The sequence below is a fragment of the Myceligenerans cantabricum genome (genome assembly GCF_054777735.1).
The window spans coordinates 246,422-267,689 of the sequence record NZ_BAAHAJ010000008.1; the positions used below are offsets into that span (position 1 = coordinate 246,422).

The window sequence follows — 21,268 nt, forward strand, 5'->3', positions numbered from 1 at the left end:
TGGCCGACGTCTTGGGTGCGGGTAAGTCCGAGAGCGGTCCCGAGCGTGGTGGGCCGCGGTTTGGCGCCCATGCCGCCACCTCCGTGTTGACGTCGCTGCAGAGTTTCGTGCGTGGCCGCACCACGCGGTCACGACCTCACAGGTGAGGACCGGTACCGTCGTCGCGGCGAGGGCCGCTCAGGTCCGAGCCTCCAGGCCGGGCTGGCGGGCGTTCGGTCGCCGGACGATTCCTGGAGGTGCGCAGCGTCTGGATCCGTCGTCGGACGGCGTCGAGGTCGTGCTCGTGGACGAGCGTGTAGTCGATGGGCGTGTCCAGGTCGAGGCACTGCTCGGTTGCGGCGGTGAGACCGGCGCGGTGTGCGTAGGAGGTGATCGTGGCGAGCCCGGCGGTCAGCTCCTGGTCCATGCCAGGGCCCTTGGGGTGCACGACAGGCTCGGGCGGTCCCCACGGGCTGGTGCGTGTGTCGAGCCGGCCCAGGATGTGCTGGGGATGGTCGAGGAAGTACTGGTTCACGCGGACCTGCTCTCCGTGCAGGACTCGCACCGGTGCGGGCAGGAACTGGTGTGGCTGGACGGGTGTGCCGTCGTGGCGGCGCAGGATGATCAGGTCCACGACGGCGTCGTTGCCCGGATGGTCGCGCAGTGCGCCTGAGGGCAGGCGCAGCGCGCCGACGAGCTCACCGAGCTCGGTCAGAAGGCGGCGACTTTCGACGTCCGCGTCGTCGAGCACGTCGTGGGAGACCAGGCCGGCCGTGTAACCGCCCGGTTCGGTGTTCGCCAGACAGTCGATGAGTCCGAGGATCTGCTCGGCGCGTCGGTCGGTCAGGGCCTTGGTGCGGCGCAGGGCGACGTCGGCGTATCCGGGCACGGCGATCACGACGTCGTGCTGGTCCTTGCTCTGGTCGTGCTGCCAGGCGTGCAGGTGCAGGTTCGGGTGGGGTGCTGTACCCGCCCGTGGCGGGGTGGTGGTTGGGATGCGTGCGGTGAACCCGGCACGGTCACCGGGGTGCAGGCGGCGTTCGGTGGCCGGTAGGCCGGCGAACAGCTCGGCGTCCTGTCCCAGCACCAACATGCGTCCGCCTGAGATCCCCAGGGTGCGGAGCGCGGCCCACGTGTTGCGGGCGATCAGCTCGTGGGCGAGTGTGGCGTCCATGGTGTCGTGGTCATGCATCGCGACCACGTCCGCCCGCATGGCCGCTTTGGCGTGCTCGTCGTGGCCGTAGGCCCGGTCCAGGGCGCGTTCGAGGTCGTCGTCGAACATCACGACCGCTCCCTGCTGGACAGGGGTTGCCCGCTCAGGGTGGGAAGCGACGCGCGCACCCGGGCTTCCACGGTGCGGCGGGCTGCGAGGTCGTCAGCGAGCCAGGCATCGAAGTCCGCGGCTCGGTCGGTGATGGGCGCGGGCCGGGCGGTGTTCTGCCAGGTCTCGGCGGCACCGAAACCGGGCTCGCCTGGCCAGAGTGTCACGCTGGTCGGGCGGTCCTGGGTCAGGGTGGTGCCGGACTGGGCGACCCAGTCGTGCAGGCGACGCAGAGACTCGGCCAGCTCGCGGTGCCAGGCCGCCGGTGCCAGGGCGGACGCGTCGGGGTGGTAGGAGGCGAGCCACGCGCTGTGCAGGGCGGACAGCTCCCACCGCAGCTCGGCGTGTCGGTGCCACAGCGGCGGGACGTGCGTGATAGCGAGACCGTACTCGCGACGCAGCCAAATAACCCAGTCGTCCAGCACCGGCCAGTAGATCTCCGCCTCGGTGGAGGTCAGGGCACGCAGGTTCATCGGCTGCAGCGGTACGCCCGCGTCGAACGGCCCGGAGGCCGAGGACGCTCCAGCGCGTTCTTCACGTGCGCGACCGTCGGCGAGTGGGCTGACGGAGACATCCACGAGGTCGTCTTCGTCGAACTCCTCGTCGCCCTCGCCGTCGTCGTGCAGGGCTGCCACATCGGCGGGCAGTGCGAAGGCGTTCGCCAGGTAGGCGTCCAAGAGACTCTCGGCATCCGAGACGGCCGCGTGCGAAGCCTCGGGATCGGGCTCATGGTTCGGGTTCAGGTTCTCGTCCATGATGGTCCCGTTCACGCCGTCGCGCCGTTGTGGGCGTCGTCGGGCAGGATGCGCCCAGCGACGATCAGCCCGTTGCCGAGCACGTCGCCTTCGGATCGGCGGTAAGCGGCTTTCGTGCGAGTACGGCGGGCGGTGTGGTCCACGTGGACGGCGTCGTGCCCGATCCGGCGCACGGTGAACGACCAGGAACCGTCCCACCTCGTCTGGAGGCGCCCGGAGGCCGGAGACCAGTCACCGAACCGGAAGCAGTGATGCATCACCTCGGTGAGGTCGTCGACCCCGACCAGGTCGACTGCGACCGGGGGTTTATTCTCCCGGGACCTGTCGGCGGACTTCTGCAGCCGCGGGTTGCCGGCCGGGTGTCCAGCCAGGCTCGTGGACGTGGGGATGAGGGGCATGGAGATACTCCTGACGATCACGCACCGGTCTTCGGTCGGCGCTCCTGCATCTCAGGTGTGACCCCAGCGCCGGGCGATCGGCGCTACGGCACTGCCGAGGGGAGTTCACTCCCGGTAGGGAGTGGCGACGAGAGCTCGACATGCATGCGGCTCGGCCCCCACGTACCGTCAAGGGGACACCTGCGTGCCGTACCCCAACTGCCTTCTGGAGGATGTCTTCAGTTCCGCGTCAGCCGCAGACCATGAGCAGTTCCTGGAGACCAGTGCCGCACTCGGAACCTGTGGTGCGTGGCCTCGCGATGAACAGTCGGGCTGGCTGCCGCTACGTCGCCAGCACAAACCCCTATAGGGACGTCATGGGTACCAAGACGCTCGCTGCAGCGCTGACCGCGGCAGCCCTGGCTGCCGGTCTGTCGGCATGTACCGCTGATGACCCCGAGCCCGAGTCGAGCCAGTCCACCGGCTTCGCTCAGGAGACTGAACCTTCTGCTGAGCCGGGGTTGTCCGAGACGCCGAAGCCAGTGAAGGGCACGTTCCGCTCTGATCCGTTCGTGCCCGGCGAAGCCTTCGAGTTCGGCGACTGGAAGCTCACCTTCGGCGAGACCGACCCCGATGCCACCCAGGCCGTGGTGGATGCCGAGGTCGAGGAGTGCGATTGCGATCTCAGTCCGTTGGCTGTCTCGCCCGAGGAGGGCAACGTCTACATCGCCGTCCCGATCACGGCCACGTACACGGGCAACACCAGCGAGGACCCTGCCTACGCGATCACGTTCGACTACGTCTCTGCCGACGGGAACACGTACACGGGGTCTGACATGGACACCCTTGAGGCGGTCGGAGACCTGTACACCAACGCCACCGGTGAAGGCAGCATCTACCTGGAGGTGAACGCAGGAGACGCTGAGGGCGGGTACTGGCGGATCGCCGAGAGCGACTGGGAATCCACTTCCAGTCAGGTTTACGTCGCCTCCACAGCCGCCGAGCGTGACACTGACGAAGAAGTTGCGCTCGACGGCACCCCATGCGTCTACGTGGACGACGTCTGCTTCTCGCGAGCCGAACTGGAAGCTCTCGCCGAGGAGGAGTCCGGCGTCGGGGACCTGACCGTGGAGGATTATCTGACGTTCGCGCCCGAGGAACAGTCGGCCCTCAACCACGACCTGGAGGCCGCCGGGAAGTTCGCCGAGTGGGAAATTGCCAACCCGCTTACTGGCCCGTGCGCCGCGCAGACCTCCAATGGGCTGCCGGCGCAGACACTCATCGAGATGGGCTTCGGCCCGGAGCAGTGCCCCAACGAGTAACCGGCAGTGCTCTAGCAATTGCCCGCAGCGCATATCGGTCACCGACCGGAAGAGACGAGCCGGAGATCGATGGCGGCTATCCCGGACCCGTGGGAGCAGACATCCACGACCACCTGCTGTGTCCCTCGGCGCACCTCATCACTGGCTACCGTCCTCGGGTTGATCGTGTCCGAAGGGCACGGTTGTGTCGACGTCGTCGGCATGCGAATGGGGCTGGGTCTCGAACGTAGTCCGCCCGGCGGAAAGCTGGGCCGAGTCCGCACGCTTGGTCCACGGCCGTAGGCGGGCCATGATCGGCGGTGCTGAGCGCAGCAGGATGAGTCCGGTGCCGAACGGGAGGGTGCGGATCGCCTCAGGCGGCAACACCGGCACCCGGCGAAGCGACCGCTGGACCGAGCGGGATCCGTCGTGACCGATGGTGAGCGAGTCGGTGGTCTCGTCCTTCTCGCCCAGCAGCGCGGACAGGTCCCGCAGGTCCGACGCCGAGGAGGTGCCGCCGAGGACGACCTTGGCGATGGACGAGTCCCAGATCGCTGCTGCGGATTCTGCTCCCCACTGGTCGCGTGCCTGGGCGAGTGACTGGAAGACGGGGACGGTGGTGATGCCGGTGCCGCCGCCGTCGGCCATCAGGAAGCGCAGGGAGGGCAGCGGGGTGATGTTCCCGATCTCGTCCAACGCGAGCAGCAGCGGCGGGTCCAGTCGCTGTCCCGGGGATCGGGCGGCAAGACGCCGGGCGGTTTCGGTGATGTCCTCGATGAGGGCGGCGACCAGGGCGCTGGAGGCGGACGCCCCGGATCCGGTGGCGAGCAGGTACAGCGTGCCGCGGCGGCGCAGGAACTGCTCGGGGTCGAATACTTCTTCCGGGTCGGGGCTGACGGCGTCGAGGACGGCGGGGTCTGCGAGGCAGGACAGGGCCTGTCCGACGCCCATCCAGAGGCTGTCGCGGGTGCGCGGGTCGCCATTGATCATGCCGTCCAGCCCGTCGCCCCACCCGTGTGCCGCGGCGGGGTGTGCGCGCAGGATGGAGACGGCGTCCTGCGCAGCGGCCGGCGAGAGCGACCACAGGTACAGGTCCTTGGGCGTGCGCCCGGCAAGGGCTGCGGCGTGGAGCATGGCCTGCAGTGCGCCTCGGGTCGTGTTCTCCCAGAAGCCGCCGTTCTCCACGCCCTTGCCGCCCAGCCCGGTCTCCTTGGCCAGACCTGCGGCGCGGACCATGGCGCGCCGCGGTGTCTCGCAGCCGCGGATCGGTGACCAGCGCAGCCCGGCCCCGACGTCGCCTGCAAGTCCTTGCGGGTCGAACACCGCCACCGGCCCTGCCTGCTGCTGGCGTGCCGCGATCGTGACGGCCAGGGTGTCGGGTCGGGTCGAGGTCGTCACGACGGCGCCGGGGGCGTCGAGGATCATGTTGATGACCAGGTGCAGGCCTTTGCCCGACCGCGGTGGGCCGAGGATGAGCATCGAGTCCTCGACCGATGCCCACAGCTCTCGTCCGCGTGCGTGGCCCAGCAGGTAGCCGACGTCGGCCGGGGCCGCCTGGTCCAGCGACGGGCGCAGCGTCGTCGAGCGCTTCACCAGCGCGCGGCGGGACCCGGTGCGCGCGAAGTCCGACGTGGAGGCCAGCCCGGCCCGAACGTCTCGGCGGGCCGACGGTGTCCGCAACCGGCCCACCATCCGCCACACGAACCACACCGTGGTCCCGCCCGCGGACAGCAGGACGACGACGGTGATCCAGTACACGAAGGCGTTCAGGCCGGTGTCGCCGAGTACCGTGCCGGGGTGGGCAGGGTCGGTCAGGACCTTCAGTCCAGTGGCTGGACCGCCGTCGGGCAGAGGGCGGCCGGTGAGGAACGCGGCCGCGTTCGCCGCCACGCGTAGCACGGCCGACAGCGTCAGCAGGGCGGCCAGGCCCATGAAGGCGAGGTTGGTCAGGTCGTCCCCGCCGGCGCGGGTGGTGTTCGTCGTCATTGCGGGTCACCTCGACGGGTCCGGGCCACCGGTCGGTCGGCGGAAGCCCTGGTTCAGGTCGTCCAGCCCCGCCTGCGGACGCGACGTCGGGCTGGAGGGAGTGGGGCTGTTGAGGGCGTCGCGGATCGCGCGCAGGGTCACCGGTTGGCGGTCGGCTTGGTCGATGTAGATCTCCCGGGAGTCCTCGCCGATCGCGACGACGTCTCCCACCATCGCCCGCAGCGCCGCGGGCAGCGTGAACCCGATGCCTCCGTGCTCGTCGGCGCTCAGCCGGGTGACGATCACTGCGACGGCGACCTGCTCGCCGGGGGTGTAGCCGCCGGCCTCGAACCAACCTGCTGATGGGCGCACCAGGCTTTCGGGCGGGCGTGCCGGTACGTCGGCGGGCGTGGCCGTTGGCCTGGCCGCTGGCTTCTGGTGGTCCGTCGGCCGAGGACCCAGGTAGGCGAGTCGGTCACGGGTGACCGTGTCGGAGAAGACCTGGTCACCGTCGTGCAGCACGACGTGCAAGGGCCCGCCGTGCTCGGCCAGGAGCCGGTCCAGGATCCACGGCACATCCGAGCGGCCCATCTGCGCTTCTGGGAGGACATCGCCTGGTGCCGGCGGGATCCACGGGTTCTCGTCGACCATCACGGTGACGTGGCCGTCGTCGTCGACATTCATCACCACCTCGGTAGCCGCGCTCATCGACCGATCCCTTCGATGCGGGAAGGGGAATCCTGTGCCGGGGGCAGCCTTCGACGCGTCAGTTCCTCACCAGTCGCCGGCGCCCGTGACGACGCGGCCGGCGACGGGGATGGCGCGCTGCGGCCTTCAGAGCGGCGCGGGGGCTCGCGTCCCGTGGAGCGGTCCAGACCAGGCGGGTCGCCGTCGGACACCTGCTGCGTGTCCAGGCCTTCCAGGATCTGCAACGCGATCGTCCGCACCCGCGCGGCGGTCCGCTGAACGACGGTGACCGGGTCGCCATCTTTCACGCGCGAGGCCCACGTCGCCACGTACGGGACGGTGTAGTCCGAGGAGTCGACACCGTGAGCCGCCAGGATGAACGCCGCGACGGACTCGGCCTCGATCTCTGCGATCCCGTTGTGGGCGGGTACATCAGGGTCGCCTGGTGCGTGCCCGTACAGGTGGCCGGCCTCTTTTCTGCACCAGCGGAGCGAGGTCGTCGTTGTCATAGCGAGATTCCTTCGGCCGGTTGGGCTGGGCTGATGGTCGGTTCGGTCGAAGGGCTCGCGGCGGAGGGAGGACGTGGTGCCGGGGCTGGTGGTGCGCCGTCAGGGATCTGGTGGGTATCGAGGCGGTCGAGGATCGTCAGGGCGGTGGTCCGGACGCGCGCCGCGGTGTTCTGGATGGTCTGGATCGGGTCGTTGCTGGGAACGGTGGCGGCCCATCCGGAGACGTAGGGCACGGTCGAGCCAGTCAGGTCGAGGCCGTGGGCGGCGGCGACCATGTAGGCGACGGAGTCGGCTTCGACCTCTCGGATTCCGCGGTGCGGGGATCGGCCTTCGGTACCGGGTGCGGGGGTGGTGCCGTCCTCGGGGGCGGTGTCGTGGCCGGGTGCGTGGAGCATGGCGTGGGCGAGCTCATGGGCCAGGACGGCGGCTTGGGCGCCGGGTCCGAGGTCGGAGCTGATCTCGACAAGGCGTGTGGCGTAGGTCGTGCGGCCGTCGGCGCCGTCGAGCGCGGCCGTGTCGGGGACCATGCGCAGGTGGTAGCCGAGCGCGTCGACCTGGGCGGCCAGACCGTCCCAGAGGCCGGGTGGCGCCTGCCCTGCGGGAAGCTGGACGGGTGGTGGTTCGGGGATCGGGGCGCCGTCGGTCTGACAGATGTCCCAGACGTAGGCGGGTCGGACCCCGATCATCCGGGTCCTGACGACTTCGCCGGGTTCGGGTTTCTGCCCTTTGGCCAGGCGGTGCCAGGAGGCGGGGTCGTCGTCGCGGCCGGCCATGCGGGCGGTGACCGGGGCCAGGATCTGGTAGCCGGGCTGGCCTTTCATGACGTGGCGCCCCAGCGCGCGCCACTGCTGGAACCCGGCGACGTAGGTCGGCGCTGGAGCGGCCACGATGCCTTGGTCGTGCGCGGTGGTGTGCTGGACCCAGATCAGCAGGGTGTTGTTGAACGACCGGGAGCGGAACCGCGCGGCGAACCTCAGGGCGCGCCGCCAGTCATCACCGGTGACGAGCTGCTCGACCGCGGCGGTCAGCTTGTCGTGCAGGGCGTCAAGCTTGGCGTTACGGTCGGCTGTCTTCTCTTCGAGCGTGCGGCTGTTCCTGCGCATCTGGCCCTCCCACAGGTCCTGTGGGAGGTAGGTACGTCAGTTACGCCGTGTCCGGCGGCCGGTCTGTATACCGGCCAAGGGCTGCCCCGTGCGGTGAGCATCATGGGCAGCCCTCGTGTTCAGCGAGGTGTAGCAGGTCAGGGCGCCGCTGACAGGTCGAACAGTTCCATGACCGCCCGGATCTGTTTGGGCAAGAGCGACGTGTCGGATCCGAGTCCAGGCGGTACGAACACGTCGTTCAGTGCGCTCATGGGTACCTTCAGTACGCTCAGAGTCGCCTTGCCGTTGGGCAGCGGGTGTACGGGGGCCAGGCCAGCTACGGCGGCGGCCGCGTCCAGGCGCCGGCGATGATCCGGGCCAGAACCGAGCGTCCGGCCGAGGACGATCACGGCGAGGTGGCCGACGACGATGGACTCAGCCACTTTGATGCGTCCCTCGCGAACGGAGAAGCCGCTCGGCTCACCGGACTCGTCGTACGAGATCCGGTCGTCGCCTTTCACAGCGATCTCGAACTTCGGTACCGCAACCGCGGTGGCCGGCTGCTCGTCAACGAGCGCTGCGTAGACACGCATCCCTGCGGGTGGCCCTCCGACACCGCCGTCCGCGTGGTCGAGCAGAAGCTTCCGGGCCATGGCCTCGTCAAGGACTCCGGTGCCCCGGGCGAGGCCGAGTTCCATCGTCACCCAGACGGCCCAGTCCGCGAACTGGCGCAGCGTCCGCTTGTTGACAGGGCCGCCGTGGACGATCAGATCCTTCATCTCCGGCCTGCTGTGCAGCGCGGACAGAGCGCCGTTGTGCTTCCGGCACAGCGTGCACCGGTAGCGGGCGAGGCCGGCGCTGTTGGGGTCGAGGCCCCACTCGTTCCACAGGGTCTGCGGCACGATGTGCTCATCGGTGGGGTCGTCGATCGACCCGCACAGAAGGCACGACCTACCGGGCTCACTCGTCTCGACCACAGGCATGTTCGCCACGACTGTCCTCTCCGTCCCGATTGACCTGGCAGTGGAAATGCTAGGGCGAGTGGCTGCCGTTGTCCCGCGATCCACCAGGCCAGGCTTCCTTCTGCCAACGAGGGCACCAGCGTCGCCGGTGTCTATGAGGAACCGGTCGTGGACCGCGAAGCGCCGCGGACGATCGGCATCCCGAGGTTGGTCGCGGTGCGCTGCATCTGGACGAGCTTCTGCTCGGCTGCCGCGCGGCTGGTGCGTAGCCCGTCGACCTCGCCGTGCCAGCCGCGTTCGACGGCCTCGGCGATGCGTTCGTCCAGACTCTCGATGATTGTCTCGAGGCGCTGGTGCTGGGCGGGGTCGGGGCGCAACATCGGGCAGCGGATGCAGGCGTGCTCGTGCTGGCATCCGGTCCCGTAGGCGCGCCCGCAGGTGCCGAGCTCGAGCTTGCGCTGGGCGAAGTGGCCGAGGAACTCGTCCCACTCGGAGTCGGTCGGTTCGCGGTACTCCTCGGCGGGTCGTAGCGCGCGGCGCCGGGCGATGAACGCGCGGTGGTGGTCGATCACGTCCTGGTCGTAGACCGCGATGTAGGTCTGGGTCGTGGCGATGGACTCGTGCCCCAGGATCTTGGCGGTGATGTGGACCGGCAGACCCGAGGCGACGGCCTCGGTGGCGAAGATGCGCCGGAAGTCGTGCGGGCTGAACCGTGCCGGGGTGCCATCGACGTTGTCGATTTTCTCCGCCAGGACGAGCTCGTCGAGCAGCCCGGTGACGTAGGACTTGGTCATCTCATGGTCGCGCAGTCCCCAGCGTCGTTGGAACAGGAACGGCAGCCTGGGTGAATGGACCCGCTCGGCCGAGTCGTACCGGCTGACCAAGGGGATGTGCTCGGCGCTGCCTCTGACCCGGGAGATGGTCTCGGCGAACACGGCGGCCAACGCGGGGCTGATCACGATCAGGCGCTCCTTGTCGGTCTTGGACGGGGTGATCTGCAGCATCGGGATCACCTCCCCGGTCGCTGGCAGCCGGTAGGACACGAACGAGCGGTGGGTGATCTCCAGGACCTCCTCGATCCGGGCGCCGGTGTGCCGGAAGACCTCGATCAGCGCCCACGTCCAGAACGCCCGGTCGGCCTCCAAGGTCAGGTTCCGCAGCACTTCACCAGACGAAGCTGCCTCGGGCGCGTCGGCAGCCGCTGCGCGGACCACGCCCTGTCGCCCTGTCCCGCCCTGTTCGGGGTCGGTCACCTGGACGGCTCGTCGAAGCGTCTGCCCCGCGACGGTGAACTCCTGGCCCGGGCCGACTTCGCGGGCTGCGGCCAGGAGGTCCGCCGCGACCGTCTTGCGCCTCGCGGCGGCGTTCACGAGGCGCGGCAGCAGTGGTGCGAGCTCGCGGATGCGTTGGTGCATGCGGGACCGGGTCTGCTTGAGGACCTTGTTCATCCCGGCCAGGTCCCGGGAGTCGATCGGTGATGGCGTCGCCCATCTGGCCCAGCGTGCAGGGTCTTCCAGCGCCCAGTGCGACAGGTCCGCGTAGAACGCGCGTACCGCCATCAGGATCGTGTACGGGTCTTCGCGCTTCTTGCCGATCCGGTTGGCTCCGTAGCGAACCTCGCCGTGCACTCGTGCCTTCCACCGGCGCGCGACGTCGTCGCTCAGGTGCAGGGAGTTGATGCCCGGCTCGTGGATCTCCAGGTCGCACCAGAAAAGTAGCACCAGTTTGCTGGCCAGGTACCGCATCGAGTTGTAGTCCATCCCAGCGGACCGTTCGTGCAGGTAGTCGACCAGCAGGTCGCGCACCGGGGTGCACTTCACGTCGTAGCGGTCGACCATCTCCTCGATGGTGAACTGCCCCCGGCGGGAGGCGATCACAATCGTGACGGGGCTGTCCGCGGGCAGGATGCCCGCTTCGATCAGCAGGGTGTACCAGTGCGAGTGCTGCCGCGTCGCGCTGTTGACTCCCTGGGCGCGGTACCCCTCGATGCAGTCCGCCATCGTGATATCGGCCAGCCGACCGCCGTTGTGCATCACCATCCGGGTCAGCTGCCGGATCGCGAACGCGGCGTCGGTCGACTGCAGCCGGTCGTTCTGGCGGCACAGACGGTCCATCAGCGCGAACCCCTCAGGGTCGTGCAACTGCCGGTACCGGTCGAATACGGCCTTGGCGGCGACGGCCGCATACAGCCACGACCAGTCGGGGCGGATCACGTCCAGCAGGATCAGGCGCCCGGCCGCCCCGGTGACTGTCGCGCGCCGGGTGGACTGGTTCCCGCCCGCGGCGACCAGGTCGGTCCACGCCTTGCCGGCGTTGTCGACGCCCGACGCGTGCCACCGCTGCTGCCACGACTCGCCGGGGAACGTCAGCAGCCAGTTCAGGAGCTGTTCCACGCCGCTGATCCGCCGCCGGTACTCACCCGAGCTCGGGGTCTGGCCGCGCTCGAGGTCCTCCACCGCGGCGATGACTTCCTCGTAGCTCATCTGCGAGGCAGGCCACACCGTGGGGCGGGCGATCGCCGGGGTCGGCACGGTCGGGGTGGGCGCCTTAGGGCGGATCGCGCCGTACCCGGTCGGGACCTTCTTCGACGGCAGGGCAGCCCGCTGGTGGGCGACCGGGTCCACCCTGCCGGTCACGACGCCCCTCCCAGCAGCAGGTCCAGCACCTCGGGCGAATAGCCCGCCCCGTCGACCGGCATCGGCGCTGGTGCTGGCCGCTCGACGAGCCCGCGGTGATGGGCCAGCACGCGCCCGACGACCTCTTCCTCTCGCGGGCGCAGGTACTGCTGGGTCGTGGTCAGGTTCTCGTGCCCCAGAACCCACTGCACGTCCGAGAGTGACAGCCCCGGGTCGTCGACCATCCGCTGGGCCGCGGTGTGCCGCAGATCGTGCAACGCCCACCTCGTCCCCAGCGCGTCGTTCGCGCGCTGCAGCATCCGCCGCGCCGCGGGATAGGTCAGCGGCCGCACCGGCGCCCGGCGAGTCAGCCACAACGCCGTCTCACCCGCCGGACGCCGCGCCTGCTGGTCATAGAGCCGCAACCACACGAACGCGTCCGGCGAGGCCGGCAACCACTGCACCCTGCCCGAACCCTTGCGGCGCACCGCGATGCGCTGGGAACCCGGATCAACCATGTCCACCGTCGCCCTGAGCAGCTCCGAGGCCCGCGCACCGGTCGACACGTAGAACGCCAGCAGCGCCCGGTCCCGGTCACAGACCATCGCCGCGAACAACGCGTCGAACCGCTCGTCCGACAAGTACCTCGGCACCAGCCGCGGCTGCTTCTGCCGCAACGGCGCCCGCCGGCCCCCGCGGAACGGCTCCATCGGATTGTGATGAGCCTCGACCGGCCGGCCCTGCCGGTGCCCGGCGGATGGGACCGGGTTCACCAGCGGGCCGTCCCCAGCCCGCTCCCGGTCTTCGTAGAACGCCTTGACCGCCGCAAGCGCGTGGTTGATCGTCGCCGGAGCATAGCCGCCCGCCCGGCCCGACGGGCCGACCAGACGCATCCACAGCACGAAGTCACGCGCCTCGACCCGCCCCGCGCGCCGCCAGGGCACCTGCACCGCGGCCAAGAACCGCCACCAGCGCAACAGGTCCATCGCGTACGAACGCAGTGACCCCGGGCTCGCGCCCGACGCCAGCATCGAGGCGAGGAACTGCCCCACCTCCCGCACGGGCTCGCCGGCACCGTCGAGCAGCTCCGTGCACGACGGGTCGCCGTCGGGGAGCACCACCCGCCCGACCGCTACGACCTCCAGCGAGGCCACGTCCCGCACCGTGAACCCAGACCTCTCGCCCATCAGCCTCCTCCTCCACGTCGTCGTGGAGCAGACCCCAGCACAGAACCACCGCGACACGAGCAACGCGGGACCCATCGGCGTGGCGTCTCAGCATCGAGACAACGAAACCCCAGGTCCACTACCCGCTTGGTGCGGTCAACAGGTCGTGGCTCAGCGTCTTCACCCGTGCCAAGGGCTCCATGTCGGCGCGGACGAAGATCTTGTCCGGGCCCCACATCGTGACCCCGTTCGCCCCGCCGATCTCGGCGGCGGTCGCGACGTCGTCGAGCGTGAAGCCCTTCGCCTGGACCAGGGTCGCAAGCCCCTCCCACAGCCCGGGCGGTGCCTCGCCCTGCAGGAACCGCGGTGCGGGTGTGTCGGGGATCGGGGCGTCACCGTCGGTGAACTCGGCCGGGAAGACCGTCGTCGGACGCACACCCACCATCCGTGTCGTCACCGTCTCCCCGGGGGCGGGCATCTCACCCTTGTCGAGGCGGCGGGAGGTGCCGTCGTCGGCCACGGCCACGCGCTCGGTGGTCGGTGCGAGGATCTGGAACCCTCGTGAGCCGGCACGAACTTGGCGGCCCAGTGACTGCCACGCCCGGTATCCGGCCACGTAGCGCGGGAACGGCTGCGGCAGCAGGCCGGCCTCGTACGCGGCCAGACTCTGGGTGTAGAGCAGCATGCAGTTGCCGAAGCTGTACCTGCGGAACTTCGCGGCGAACGCCATCGCCCGCTGCCAGTCCTGCCCGCTGACCAGCGACTGCACAGCGTCGGTCAGCCTCTCGTGCAGCGCATCGAGCTTTGCTTGGCGGTCCGCGACCTTCTGCTCAGGGCTGCGGGTGTCCTTGCGCATACCGGCCTCCCAGGGTTCTGGGAGACAGGTGTGCTGCTGCCGTCATGGCCTACGGCTCCTCGCGTTCGCCATCGAGCGGGGCAGGTCCAACCGTTGTCTCACCGTGTACGAGGTGGACGAGGTCTTGCCTGACGGCGCCGTCGAATGCGGCGAACTGGAGGAGCAGAAGCATCACGCCAACTTCTGCGAGGCACATCGTGATCCAGACGATCAAGGCCATTTCCAGGAGTCGCGTGTTGGCGACGGCGGCGCCGAGCCAGGAGGGGACCGCTGGCAGCGAGAGCGTGATCCGGCGGTGCGTGGCGTCCTTGGATGGGTGAGGTGGTGCGGTCCCACCGGTCCCAGGAGTGTTGCGATCAGGTTGGCGTTCAGCCTTCATGTCAAGGAAGGTGCGCCCGGGGTCGTCTCGGTGACATCGTCCATGCGGCGGCCCTCATGCCATCCGCAACATGCCGCGTGCCTGGTTCGAGGATCAGGCCGAGCCGTGTGCGGAGGAGTACACACGGTGTTATCGGACAGACTCGGTGACTCCCCGCGGGGTGCTCGCGTGGTGCTAGGGGCCATCGATCAGTGGCTGGTGCCCGGGAGAGGACTGCAGTCGCGGTGCTGGGGGGATGCCCGGGTTCTCCCGTGACGTGGTGTGCACGCGCTTGAGGCGGGGTAGGGATTCTTCCTGCACGAGTGCGGTGAACGCTGGCCGGTTCCCCATCCTGGGTGGTGTGGGTCTGGGCGTGGACCGCTGGGCGAGGTCGTCCAGGACGGCGGTAGCGTCCAGCAGTCCCGGGGGCGTGGTGACGTCGATCCGTTCCCAGACGGGGCGCGCCTTGCGGACACCGGCGCGGGCGGTGGCGTCGATCACCTTGCGCTGGCATGCGACGTAGGCGGCGGTGTGCGCGCCGGTGTGGATGATGCGGGCGATCTGCCGGTCGATGCCGGTCAGGACACGCTGGATCTCGCGGAGTTCGTCGCGGCTGACGTCGTCGACGTCCTTGAGGATCTCTGCTGCCTTGCGCGAGGTCTGCAGTGCTTCGCCGGCGGATCTTCCGAGCTTGCCGCTGATGTTCTTCGTGGCTCGTGTCAGCCGCCAGTAGACCGCGGCCCGCTCGGTGAAGTAGTCCGGTGCGCCGCGGCGGCGGGTGAGGGTAGCTCGCAGCGCGGCGCCGTGGGCGGAGATCTCGTACTGGACGCGTAGCAGCGTGCGCAGGGCCTGGGCGTGGGGGAACTTGTCGAGCTTGAGGAGCGAGTCGTGCAGCGCGCGCAGGGCTCCGGCCACGGTGGGCGTGTAGGTCGCCGGGCCGTGGTAGCGGCGGGTGCTGTGACCACGGTTGTCGACGGCGAAGCTCTGCCACTGCGAGGCGAGGAACCGTGAGGCGCGCCCGGCGGCGTTGTTCAGACCGGTGTTGTAGGTGGAGCGTTCGGGCGGGTTCGCGCGGCGCTGATGGTAGTCACCCAGGTGGCGCCACTCGGGCACGAGGTCGTACCGGTCGTCCAGGATGACCAGGGCGCGAGTCAGGTCCGCGGTGTCCTTGAACGCCGTGACGCGCTCGGACTGGGACAGGTCTTCGAACGTGGCGGCCGGATCGACGAACTCGCGCTCGACCACGACCGCCACGGCCGCCCCCCGCCAAGCCTCCACCAGCGGCAGGTCGGACGCCGTGCCCAGCTCTTCAGCGGTGGGCCGCTCGCCGGGTGTGGTCTCCACGGTCCTGGTCAGACGCGCCGACAGCTGGCGGAGCTCGGACGGCATCCGGGAACGGCCGTCCCCGGTGGGGTCCACGAGCAGACGGGCGGTGTGTTCGAGATGCGCCAGGACTTCGTACCGGTACTTCTGCACCAGGTGGCTGAGCTCTGCCTGCTGCTCGGGTGTCTTGGCCGGTGTCTGGTCGTTGCGCGTCGGGTGCGCGGCGCCGAACCAGGAGCGGGCGGATCGGTAGTACAGCAGCCGCCCGAGCCTCTCGCGCAGTTCGTGGGTGACCGAGCCGTAGGTCATCGCTCAGCCCGCCCCGCCCTGGGAAGCCTGCTCGGTTTCCCAGGCGCGCTCGAGCGAGTCGACCACCAGGCCGATCGTCATCTGGTCCACGCCGTGCGCTGCCAGGGTGGTGAGCGCGTCGTACGCACAGCGATACGTGGCTCGCCGGTCGGTGTCCTGGATGTCGGCGGCCGGCGGGAGGTCCATCGGGTCGAGCAGGGCGTCAACGTCCAGCTCGACGTCCATGTAGGCCAGCCGCGCGACCAGGTCCGGCGCGCCCTCGCACAGGGCACCGACCCAGGCACGGGCCTGAGCCCAAGCGTTCATCTCCCGCGCTTCCATGTCGTACTCCTTCTGCGCTTTCTGTGTCGGCTGTTGATCAGATCGAGATTCCCCGCTCAGCCGAGGCCCCGGTGTGGGACGTCGGCCGGCCCCTGTGGAAAGGGCACGTCGTGCACATGCTGCGGTCGGCGTCCTGTCCGACGACGGCGGTTGTGCCGATCGCCGCTCCGGGTATTCCTCGGGCCTGATGTCCGATGACGACGCACGTGCCAGGTCCTGAACACAAGGTGCGGCCCTGCCGTCGCCGTGTTCAGGTGACGCGCTGTCGGTGGTCGACCAAGCCGGCTTCGACGGCGCCGGTTCACGCTCGCCGACGGATTACCACGCGCCACGATCTGCCTGGTGCGGAGACCGTCCTCGAATTCCTGGGTCGCGTGGATCACGGTGCTGAAGCTGTGCCCGCCAAGCCAGGGGACGCTCCTGAGCATGCCGTCCCAGGACCCGGACAGGCTGAAGGCAGCTGTCGGCCCATACCGGTTGGCGCCGTTCACGATCGTCGTCCTGCCGACTACAGCGACGGCCCCTCCGGCCCCTTGGAAGGTTCGTGGTGAGTCCCGGCCACAGGGGCGTGCGTGGCCTCGATGCTGCGCGCGGGCTCCGGCGCAGCAGAGATTACGGAGTGCGGTTCGAGGAGGTGGACGACGTCGAAGGCACCAGTGATCACGCCGGTACGACCTTTCTTCAAGAGCTCGTGCACGCCGCCGCTGGAGACGCTGGTGATCGGGCCCGGCACTGCGCCCAGCGGGCGCCCGAGGGCAAGAGCCTGGGAAGCAGCATGCATGGCCCCGCTCCGATACGCGGTCTCGACCACCACCGTCGCGCCGGTCAGCGCGACGATCAGGCGGTTGCGGGCCAGGAACGTAGCGCGCCCAACGCGCGTGCCGGGCGGGCGCTCACTGACCAGTGCACCGCCGTTGCGGATGATGGCGGCGAACACATGATGGTGGCCGGTCGGGTACGGGTGGTCGAGCCCGCCGGGCAGCACAGCGATCGTGACCCGATCTGCCGCCAGGGCTCCGCGGTGGGCTGCCGCGTCGATGCCGTAGGCACCTCCCGACACGATCCGTCTACCGCGCAGGGCAAGATCGTTCGCCAGCTCCCGGCCGACCTTCTCGCCGTACTCGGTGGCCGCCCGGGAGCCCACGATCGCGATCCGATCCGTGAGCGGGCCATCCAGCGCCAGGACGTCGCCCTTGACCCACAGCGCGGGTGGCGCACGGTGCCCCAGATCGTCCAGCCCGGTGGGCCAGCCAGGATCGCCCGGGATCAGGACCTCCATGCCGGCCGGCCGTGTTTGTTCGGCCGCGTGCACCAGACGCGGCATCGTCATGCCCTCGCCGACTGCATGCCGCCACGCATGCACGACATCCGTGTCCACCCCCGCCGGCACGTTCCCCGTCAGCACGATCCGGGCCGTCTCGGTCGGTCCGAGGTCGGCGATCAGCCGCCCCGTAGTCTCGTGTGCGGGTTCGGCGGTCAGCGCCAGCAGCACTCTCGCCGTGCGCTCGTCGGCGACGATCTCGGTCAGTGCGTTCGCGTCCATGGTCACGCCTCCTTCCGTTCACAGGCCGGGTGACGAGGTGTCCGACGAGGGCAGCGTCCGGCGCGGCCAGTCCGCCTCCGGAGCGAGGCGGGTGCCGGGTGGCTGCCAGGACGCCGACACGGCGGTGAGCCCGAACGTGTGGGCCTGGGACACGATCCGTGACAGGACCACGCGCAGCACGACGTCGAACGGCTCGTCGTCGCACCGGACCAGGTACCGAGTGCCCTCACCCTCGGCGTCGGCCACCACACCGACGGTCCCGGCCACGTGCTCGGGGTAGTCGAACCCGAAATACGTCGTTGACGTACTCCACCCCGCCCGGCACCGGTACCGGTGTCCGGCCGAGGATCTCCGGAGAGCGGAGCGCCTCGCCCGGCAGGCGCCGCCGCCAGAGCAGCAGGTCGGACGCCTCCGCATGGTGAACGTCCAGGTCTGGACGGAACGCGGTAGCCGGCAGCCGGACCGCTCCGAGGAAGTCCGCCTCTTCCAGGAACGCTTCTCGACGCACCGGATCGGGGTTGTCGAGCACATGGCGTGAGGCGATGACAGCGATGACCCCACCCGGAAACGTGTGTGCGATCAGCCGTGCGACGTCCCGGTGCTGGATCCTCAGCAGCTGCGCCCTGACCCGCTCGGAGCGCAGGTGCAGGTCGCTGAACGGGAGGTTGGCGATAGCGACGTCGTGCTGGCGCGGGGCGGTGTCGGTGAACTCACGACGCTGGATCATGTCGTGCGGCCACGGGTACCTCCCCTTGCGATCGGCGGGAGGGACCGCGGCGACCCACTCCTCGTAACTGGACGTCGATGTGCTCGTCGTGAGGATGCCGGCATGGACGGCGGCATGGTCACCGATGACGAGCATCCGGCCCCGGACCACCCCCAGTCCGCGCAGGGCGCCCCACAGCTTCTCCGCCACGAGCGTGTTCCCCGCATAGGCGGCGTACCGATCGTGACGCTCCATCGCTTCGACGTCGGCCTGGTCGAGTTCGTCCTCGGTGGGCATGACCGGCTCCTTCCTCGGGTGCCTCCGCCTCAGTACGGGGTCGGGAAGAAGGTGTGCGGGCGATTCCAGGCGTTGCCGAGGGCTCCTGGGCTGCGAGGTTGGTCATGCCCGGTTCAGCGTGTTGGCCGTCCTGCCGGGCCGACCACAGCAGTGGGTCAACCGACGGAGCGCCGACCGTGGCGCTGATATGGCACAGACGCTGCAAGTTGCCTGTTCTGCGGCTACGTTTGCGCAGGTGAGTCCCGACCTTTCCGGCTTCTACGGCACCTGCGCGCAGATCATTCCTGCGCTGCTCATCGTCGTCGCTCTGGAGACCAAGACTGCTTCTCGCGCTGTGGGCGAGGCGCGAGCTGCCCCGGAGACCGCCGCTCTCGTTGTGGACTGGTTGGATGCTCACCGGGATGAGGCGCCCCGGAGGCCGGTAGCGGCCATGAAGATGCTCGCCCGGAACTGGGGGCGTTGGGGCCATCTGACGCGCATATGGATGCAAGGCGTGATCTGGTTCGGGCTCCTGTGCGAGGTCATAGCTGTCATGGCACTCGCGTTCCCACCTGCCGGTGCGCTACGGACCGGCGCGGTCGGGCTGCTGCTCACGGGCATCGCATTGATCGGGTACCTTGCGGCCCGCGGACTCGCCGACGCGCTGACGGCGAAGGCGGAGCCCTTCACGGCGGCAGCCACCGCTGAAGCCCGGGAAACACTGGCGGAGAACAGTTCGAAGGCCCAGGGCGATTCCGCGTAGACCACAGCCTGCGCATCACAGCCCGTCGGCCAGAGCCGTTGTCAGCCCATCCGCCCGTTCTCGAACAGTTCCGCCTCTACGTCGTGGAGCTGGTGTTGCACGATCGCGGCGTCGTTGCGGATCTTCCACAGCCCTTGTCCGAGGCCGAGGTACGGCAGCCGGGCGGTCTCTGCTGTGGTGAGTCCGAGTGCGGTGGCGGTGGGGCCGAGCTGGTCGGTCTCCTGCCGGTAGATGATTCTGGTCTCGGCGTTGGCGAGCAGGGAGGTTGCCAGTGCTCGGGTGGCGGAGCCGGCGTCGCCGATGTTGTCGAGGTCGGTGAGTTTGTGGAAGACGAGCAGGTTGGCGATGCCGTAGTGGCGGGCCAGGCGCCAGTGCGCGTCCATTCGGCGCAGTAGTGCCGGGTGGGCCATCAGCCGCCATGCCTCGTCGTACACGACCCAGCGCTGCCCGCTGCCGGGGTCGGCCAGGGCTGACTCCATCCATGCCGAGGCGCAGGTCATCAGGATGCTCATGGCGGTGGTGTTCTCCGAGACGCGCGAGAGGTCCAGGGACATCATGGGCAGGCGCGGGTCGAACTCGACGGTCGACGGGCCGTCGAACATGCCTGCCAGATCTCCGGCGACCAGGCGTCGCAGTGCGTGCGCGACGGGGCGGCCGTCCTCGGCCAGCCGCCCGTCCGGGTCTTCGGTGCGGGCCGGCGCCAGGAGTCGGTCGACGACCGCGGGGAGGACTGGCACGCCATCGGACGAGTGCACGGCCGCTGCGAGAGCGACGTCGATCGTGGTGTGCTCCACCGGTGACAGTGTTCGTCCGAGTGTTGTCTCGGCGAGCGCGCCGAGCAGGCCGCGTCGCCGGGCTCGGACCTGTACCGACCACTCGCCGTCGGACAGCGGTGAGGGTCGCGGGCCGGGATCGAGGGGGTTGAGCCGGGCTGGCAGTCCTGGGCCGAGCTGGATCGCGTGGCCGCCGACGGCTTCGGCGATGGCGGTGTGTTCGCCTTTGGGGTCGCAGGGGACGTAGACGCGGCGTCCGAAGGCGAGGCTGCGCAGATACAGGGATTTGGCGAGGGCGGACTTCCCGGCCCCGACGATGCCGGCGACGACGACGTTCGGCGCGGTGATGCGACCTTGCTGGTAGAGCACCCACGGGTCGAACGTGAACGACGCCCCGGAGCCGGTGTCCTGTCCGACGAACACGCCGCTGGTTCCGATGCCTGCGCCGGCGAGGAAGGGGTAGGCAGCCGCCCAGGTGGCTGACGTGTCCTGGTGCTTGGGCACCCGCAGTCCGATCGGTGAGCGTAGGGCGGCAGGTCCCGGCTCGCCTTGACGTGGCAGGACGTGAGGTCGCTCCGGTGCGGTCTTCGCCGGCGTCTGGGCGGCGGCCTGGGATCGGAGGGCTTTGAGGTCTCGGCGGCGGTTGCGGCGTGTGCTGGGGGACTCGTGGGCCGGAGTGATCAGCGCGGCGATGTGTATCCGTTCCTTGTCCATCACGGGCTCGGCCTGTCGGTGCCGACGAACCTGGCACGGGTACTGGTGGCACGGGCCGGGGAGTCGTCGCTGATCGTGTCAGGCCCGAGTCGGGCGCCCTCCTGCCGTGCGGGTGTGGTCGGAGTGGACGGCTGCCAGACGATCGCCGAGGTGGCGCCGCGTGCGAGGTCGAGCTGGGCGTGCGCGCGGTCGATCGCGAAGATCGCGTCGCGCAGGTGGCCGTGTGCGGCGGCCGTCAGCTCTCGGCCAGTGGCAGGGTCGTGATCGATGTCCGTGGCTCGGGCGACGCTGCGGTGCTGGCAGGCCTCGACCTGCTGGACGACCTGGTGCAGGCACCGAAGCACGGCAAGCACGTTTCCGAGGACCTGGTAGGTCTCCTGCGGGTACTCCGGGCGCTGTCGGATTCCGTCGTCGGGATCTTCGGCATGGTCGAACCGGATCGTGGTGTGGGTCAGCCTGCGAGCGGCCTGGTAAGCGTCGTCTGCCGCCCTGCGATGGTCGCTGTCGATGGTCATGCCGTCGCCTCCTTCGTCGTGAGGTTGTTCGGCGTGTAGGTGTGCGCTGACGGTCACAGTCCGGGGGCGTGAGGTCGCCGGTTCGCTGACGG

General features: G+C 69.5%; 20 protein-coding genes. 2 read left to right on the forward strand and 18 right to left on the reverse strand.

The window, feature by feature from the left end:
- Positions 1–136: 136 nt before the first annotated feature.
- The 3 genes from ACYU96_RS08335 to ACYU96_RS08345 are packed head-to-tail and all read right to left on the reverse strand — an operon-like array spanning position 137 to position 2,453.
- Positions 137–1,261 (reverse strand): hypothetical protein, encoded by a 1,125-nt coding sequence (locus tag ACYU96_RS08335; protein WP_460751506.1) that lies wholly within the window; start codon positions 1,259–1,261, stop codon positions 137–139.
- Positions 1,261–2,070 (reverse strand): polysaccharide deacetylase family protein, encoded by an 810-nt coding sequence (locus ACYU96_RS08340; RefSeq protein ID WP_460751509.1) that lies wholly within the window; start codon positions 2,068–2,070, stop codon positions 1,261–1,263. Before ACYU96_RS08340 ends, ACYU96_RS08335 begins: the two co-directional genes overlap by 1 nt.
- A complete protein-coding gene (locus ACYU96_RS08345) occupies positions 2,067–2,453 on the reverse strand; it encodes a hypothetical protein (RefSeq protein WP_460751511.1) in 387 nt (128 codons plus the stop codon). The genes ACYU96_RS08340 and ACYU96_RS08345 overlap by 4 nt, the downstream gene beginning before the upstream one ends.
- Before the next feature lie 356 nt (positions 2,454–2,809).
- Here ACYU96_RS08345 and ACYU96_RS08350 point away from each other — a divergent pair, with 356 nt between their 5' ends.
- The gene (locus ACYU96_RS08350; protein ID WP_460751514.1) at positions 2,810–3,754 is read left to right on the forward strand and encodes a hypothetical protein; all 945 of its coding nucleotides are present in this window, start codon (positions 2,810–2,812) and stop codon (positions 3,752–3,754) included.
- 138 nt (positions 3,755–3,892) lie between these two features.
- On the opposite strand, the gene ACYU96_RS08355 is transcribed toward ACYU96_RS08350, so the two are convergent.
- The 13 genes from ACYU96_RS08355 to ACYU96_RS08415 all read right to left on the reverse strand — a co-directional run bounded on the left by ACYU96_RS08355 (position 3,893) and on the right by ACYU96_RS08415 (position 18,432).
- A complete protein-coding gene (locus ACYU96_RS08355; RefSeq protein WP_460751517.1) occupies positions 3,893–5,719 on the reverse strand; it encodes a type IV secretory system conjugative DNA transfer family protein in 1,827 nt (608 codons plus the stop codon).
- 6 nt (positions 5,720–5,725) lie between these two features.
- Positions 5,726–6,406, reverse strand: coding sequence for a hypothetical protein (locus tag ACYU96_RS08360; RefSeq protein WP_460751520.1), 681 nt, complete (start codon positions 6,404–6,406; stop codon positions 5,726–5,728).
- Positions 6,403–6,894 carry a hypothetical protein gene (locus ACYU96_RS08365; protein ID WP_460751522.1) on the reverse strand — a complete coding sequence of 164 codons (492 nt, stop codon included), beginning with the start codon at positions 6,892–6,894 and terminating at the stop codon, positions 6,403–6,405. Before ACYU96_RS08365 ends, ACYU96_RS08360 begins: the two co-directional genes overlap by 4 nt.
- A complete protein-coding gene (locus tag ACYU96_RS08370) occupies positions 6,891–7,997 on the reverse strand; it encodes an ArdC-like ssDNA-binding domain-containing protein (RefSeq protein ID WP_460751524.1) in 1,107 nt (368 codons plus the stop codon). The genes ACYU96_RS08365 and ACYU96_RS08370 overlap by 4 nt, the downstream gene beginning before the upstream one ends.
- Before the next feature lie 137 nt (positions 7,998–8,134).
- Positions 8,135–8,968 carry a hypothetical protein gene (locus ACYU96_RS08375; RefSeq protein ID WP_460751526.1) on the reverse strand — a complete coding sequence of 278 codons (834 nt, stop codon included), beginning with the start codon at positions 8,966–8,968 and terminating at the stop codon, positions 8,135–8,137.
- 122 nt (positions 8,969–9,090) lie between these two features.
- Complete coding sequence (locus ACYU96_RS08380) at positions 9,091–11,574, reverse strand: tyrosine-type recombinase/integrase (protein WP_460751529.1); 2,484 nt, start codon at positions 11,572–11,574, stop codon at positions 9,091–9,093.
- Entirely contained in the window at positions 11,571–12,740 is a 1,170-nt protein-coding gene (locus ACYU96_RS08385) for a tyrosine-type recombinase/integrase (protein WP_460751531.1), read from the reverse strand. Before ACYU96_RS08385 ends, ACYU96_RS08380 begins: the two co-directional genes overlap by 4 nt.
- A gap of 118 nt (positions 12,741–12,858) precedes the next feature.
- Positions 12,859–13,575, reverse strand: coding sequence for an ArdC family protein (locus ACYU96_RS08390; RefSeq protein ID WP_460751534.1), 717 nt, complete (start codon positions 13,573–13,575; stop codon positions 12,859–12,861).
- Positions 13,576–14,128: 553 nt separating this feature from the next.
- Complete coding sequence (locus tag ACYU96_RS08395; RefSeq protein WP_460751537.1) at positions 14,129–15,565, reverse strand: hypothetical protein; 1,437 nt, start codon at positions 15,563–15,565, stop codon at positions 14,129–14,131.
- Positions 15,566–15,568: 3 nt separating this feature from the next.
- The gene (locus ACYU96_RS08400) at positions 15,569–15,886 is read right to left on the reverse strand and encodes a hypothetical protein (RefSeq protein WP_460751540.1); all 318 of its coding nucleotides are present in this window, start codon (positions 15,884–15,886) and stop codon (positions 15,569–15,571) included.
- Between the two features lie 508 nt (positions 15,887–16,394).
- Entirely contained in the window at positions 16,395–17,429 is a 1,035-nt protein-coding gene (gene dprA, locus ACYU96_RS08405; RefSeq protein ID WP_460751543.1) for a DNA-processing protein DprA, read from the reverse strand.
- Between the two features lie 18 nt (positions 17,430–17,447).
- A complete protein-coding gene (locus ACYU96_RS08410) occupies positions 17,448–17,675 on the reverse strand; it encodes a hypothetical protein (protein ID WP_460751546.1) in 228 nt (75 codons plus the stop codon).
- Positions 17,656–18,432: a hypothetical protein gene (locus tag ACYU96_RS08415; protein WP_460751548.1), complete on the reverse strand. Its 777-nt coding sequence runs from the start codon at positions 18,430–18,432 to the stop codon at positions 17,656–17,658. Before ACYU96_RS08415 ends, ACYU96_RS08410 begins: the two co-directional genes overlap by 20 nt.
- Positions 18,433–18,667: 235 nt before the next feature.
- Here ACYU96_RS08415 and ACYU96_RS08420 point away from each other — a divergent pair, with 235 nt between their 5' ends.
- Entirely contained in the window at positions 18,668–19,174 is a 507-nt protein-coding gene (locus tag ACYU96_RS08420) for a hypothetical protein (protein ID WP_460751551.1), read from the forward strand.
- A gap of 41 nt (positions 19,175–19,215) precedes the next feature.
- Here the strand turns inward: ACYU96_RS08420 and ACYU96_RS08425 are convergent, their stop codons facing one another.
- Positions 19,216–20,661: an ATP-binding protein gene (locus ACYU96_RS08425; RefSeq protein WP_460751554.1), complete on the reverse strand. Its 1,446-nt coding sequence runs from the start codon at positions 20,659–20,661 to the stop codon at positions 19,216–19,218.
- Positions 20,661–21,176 (reverse strand): hypothetical protein, encoded by a 516-nt coding sequence (locus tag ACYU96_RS08430; RefSeq protein WP_460751557.1) that lies wholly within the window; start codon positions 21,174–21,176, stop codon positions 20,661–20,663. The genes ACYU96_RS08425 and ACYU96_RS08430 overlap by 1 nt, the downstream gene beginning before the upstream one ends.
- Between the last annotated feature and the right edge of the window lie 92 nt (positions 21,177–21,268).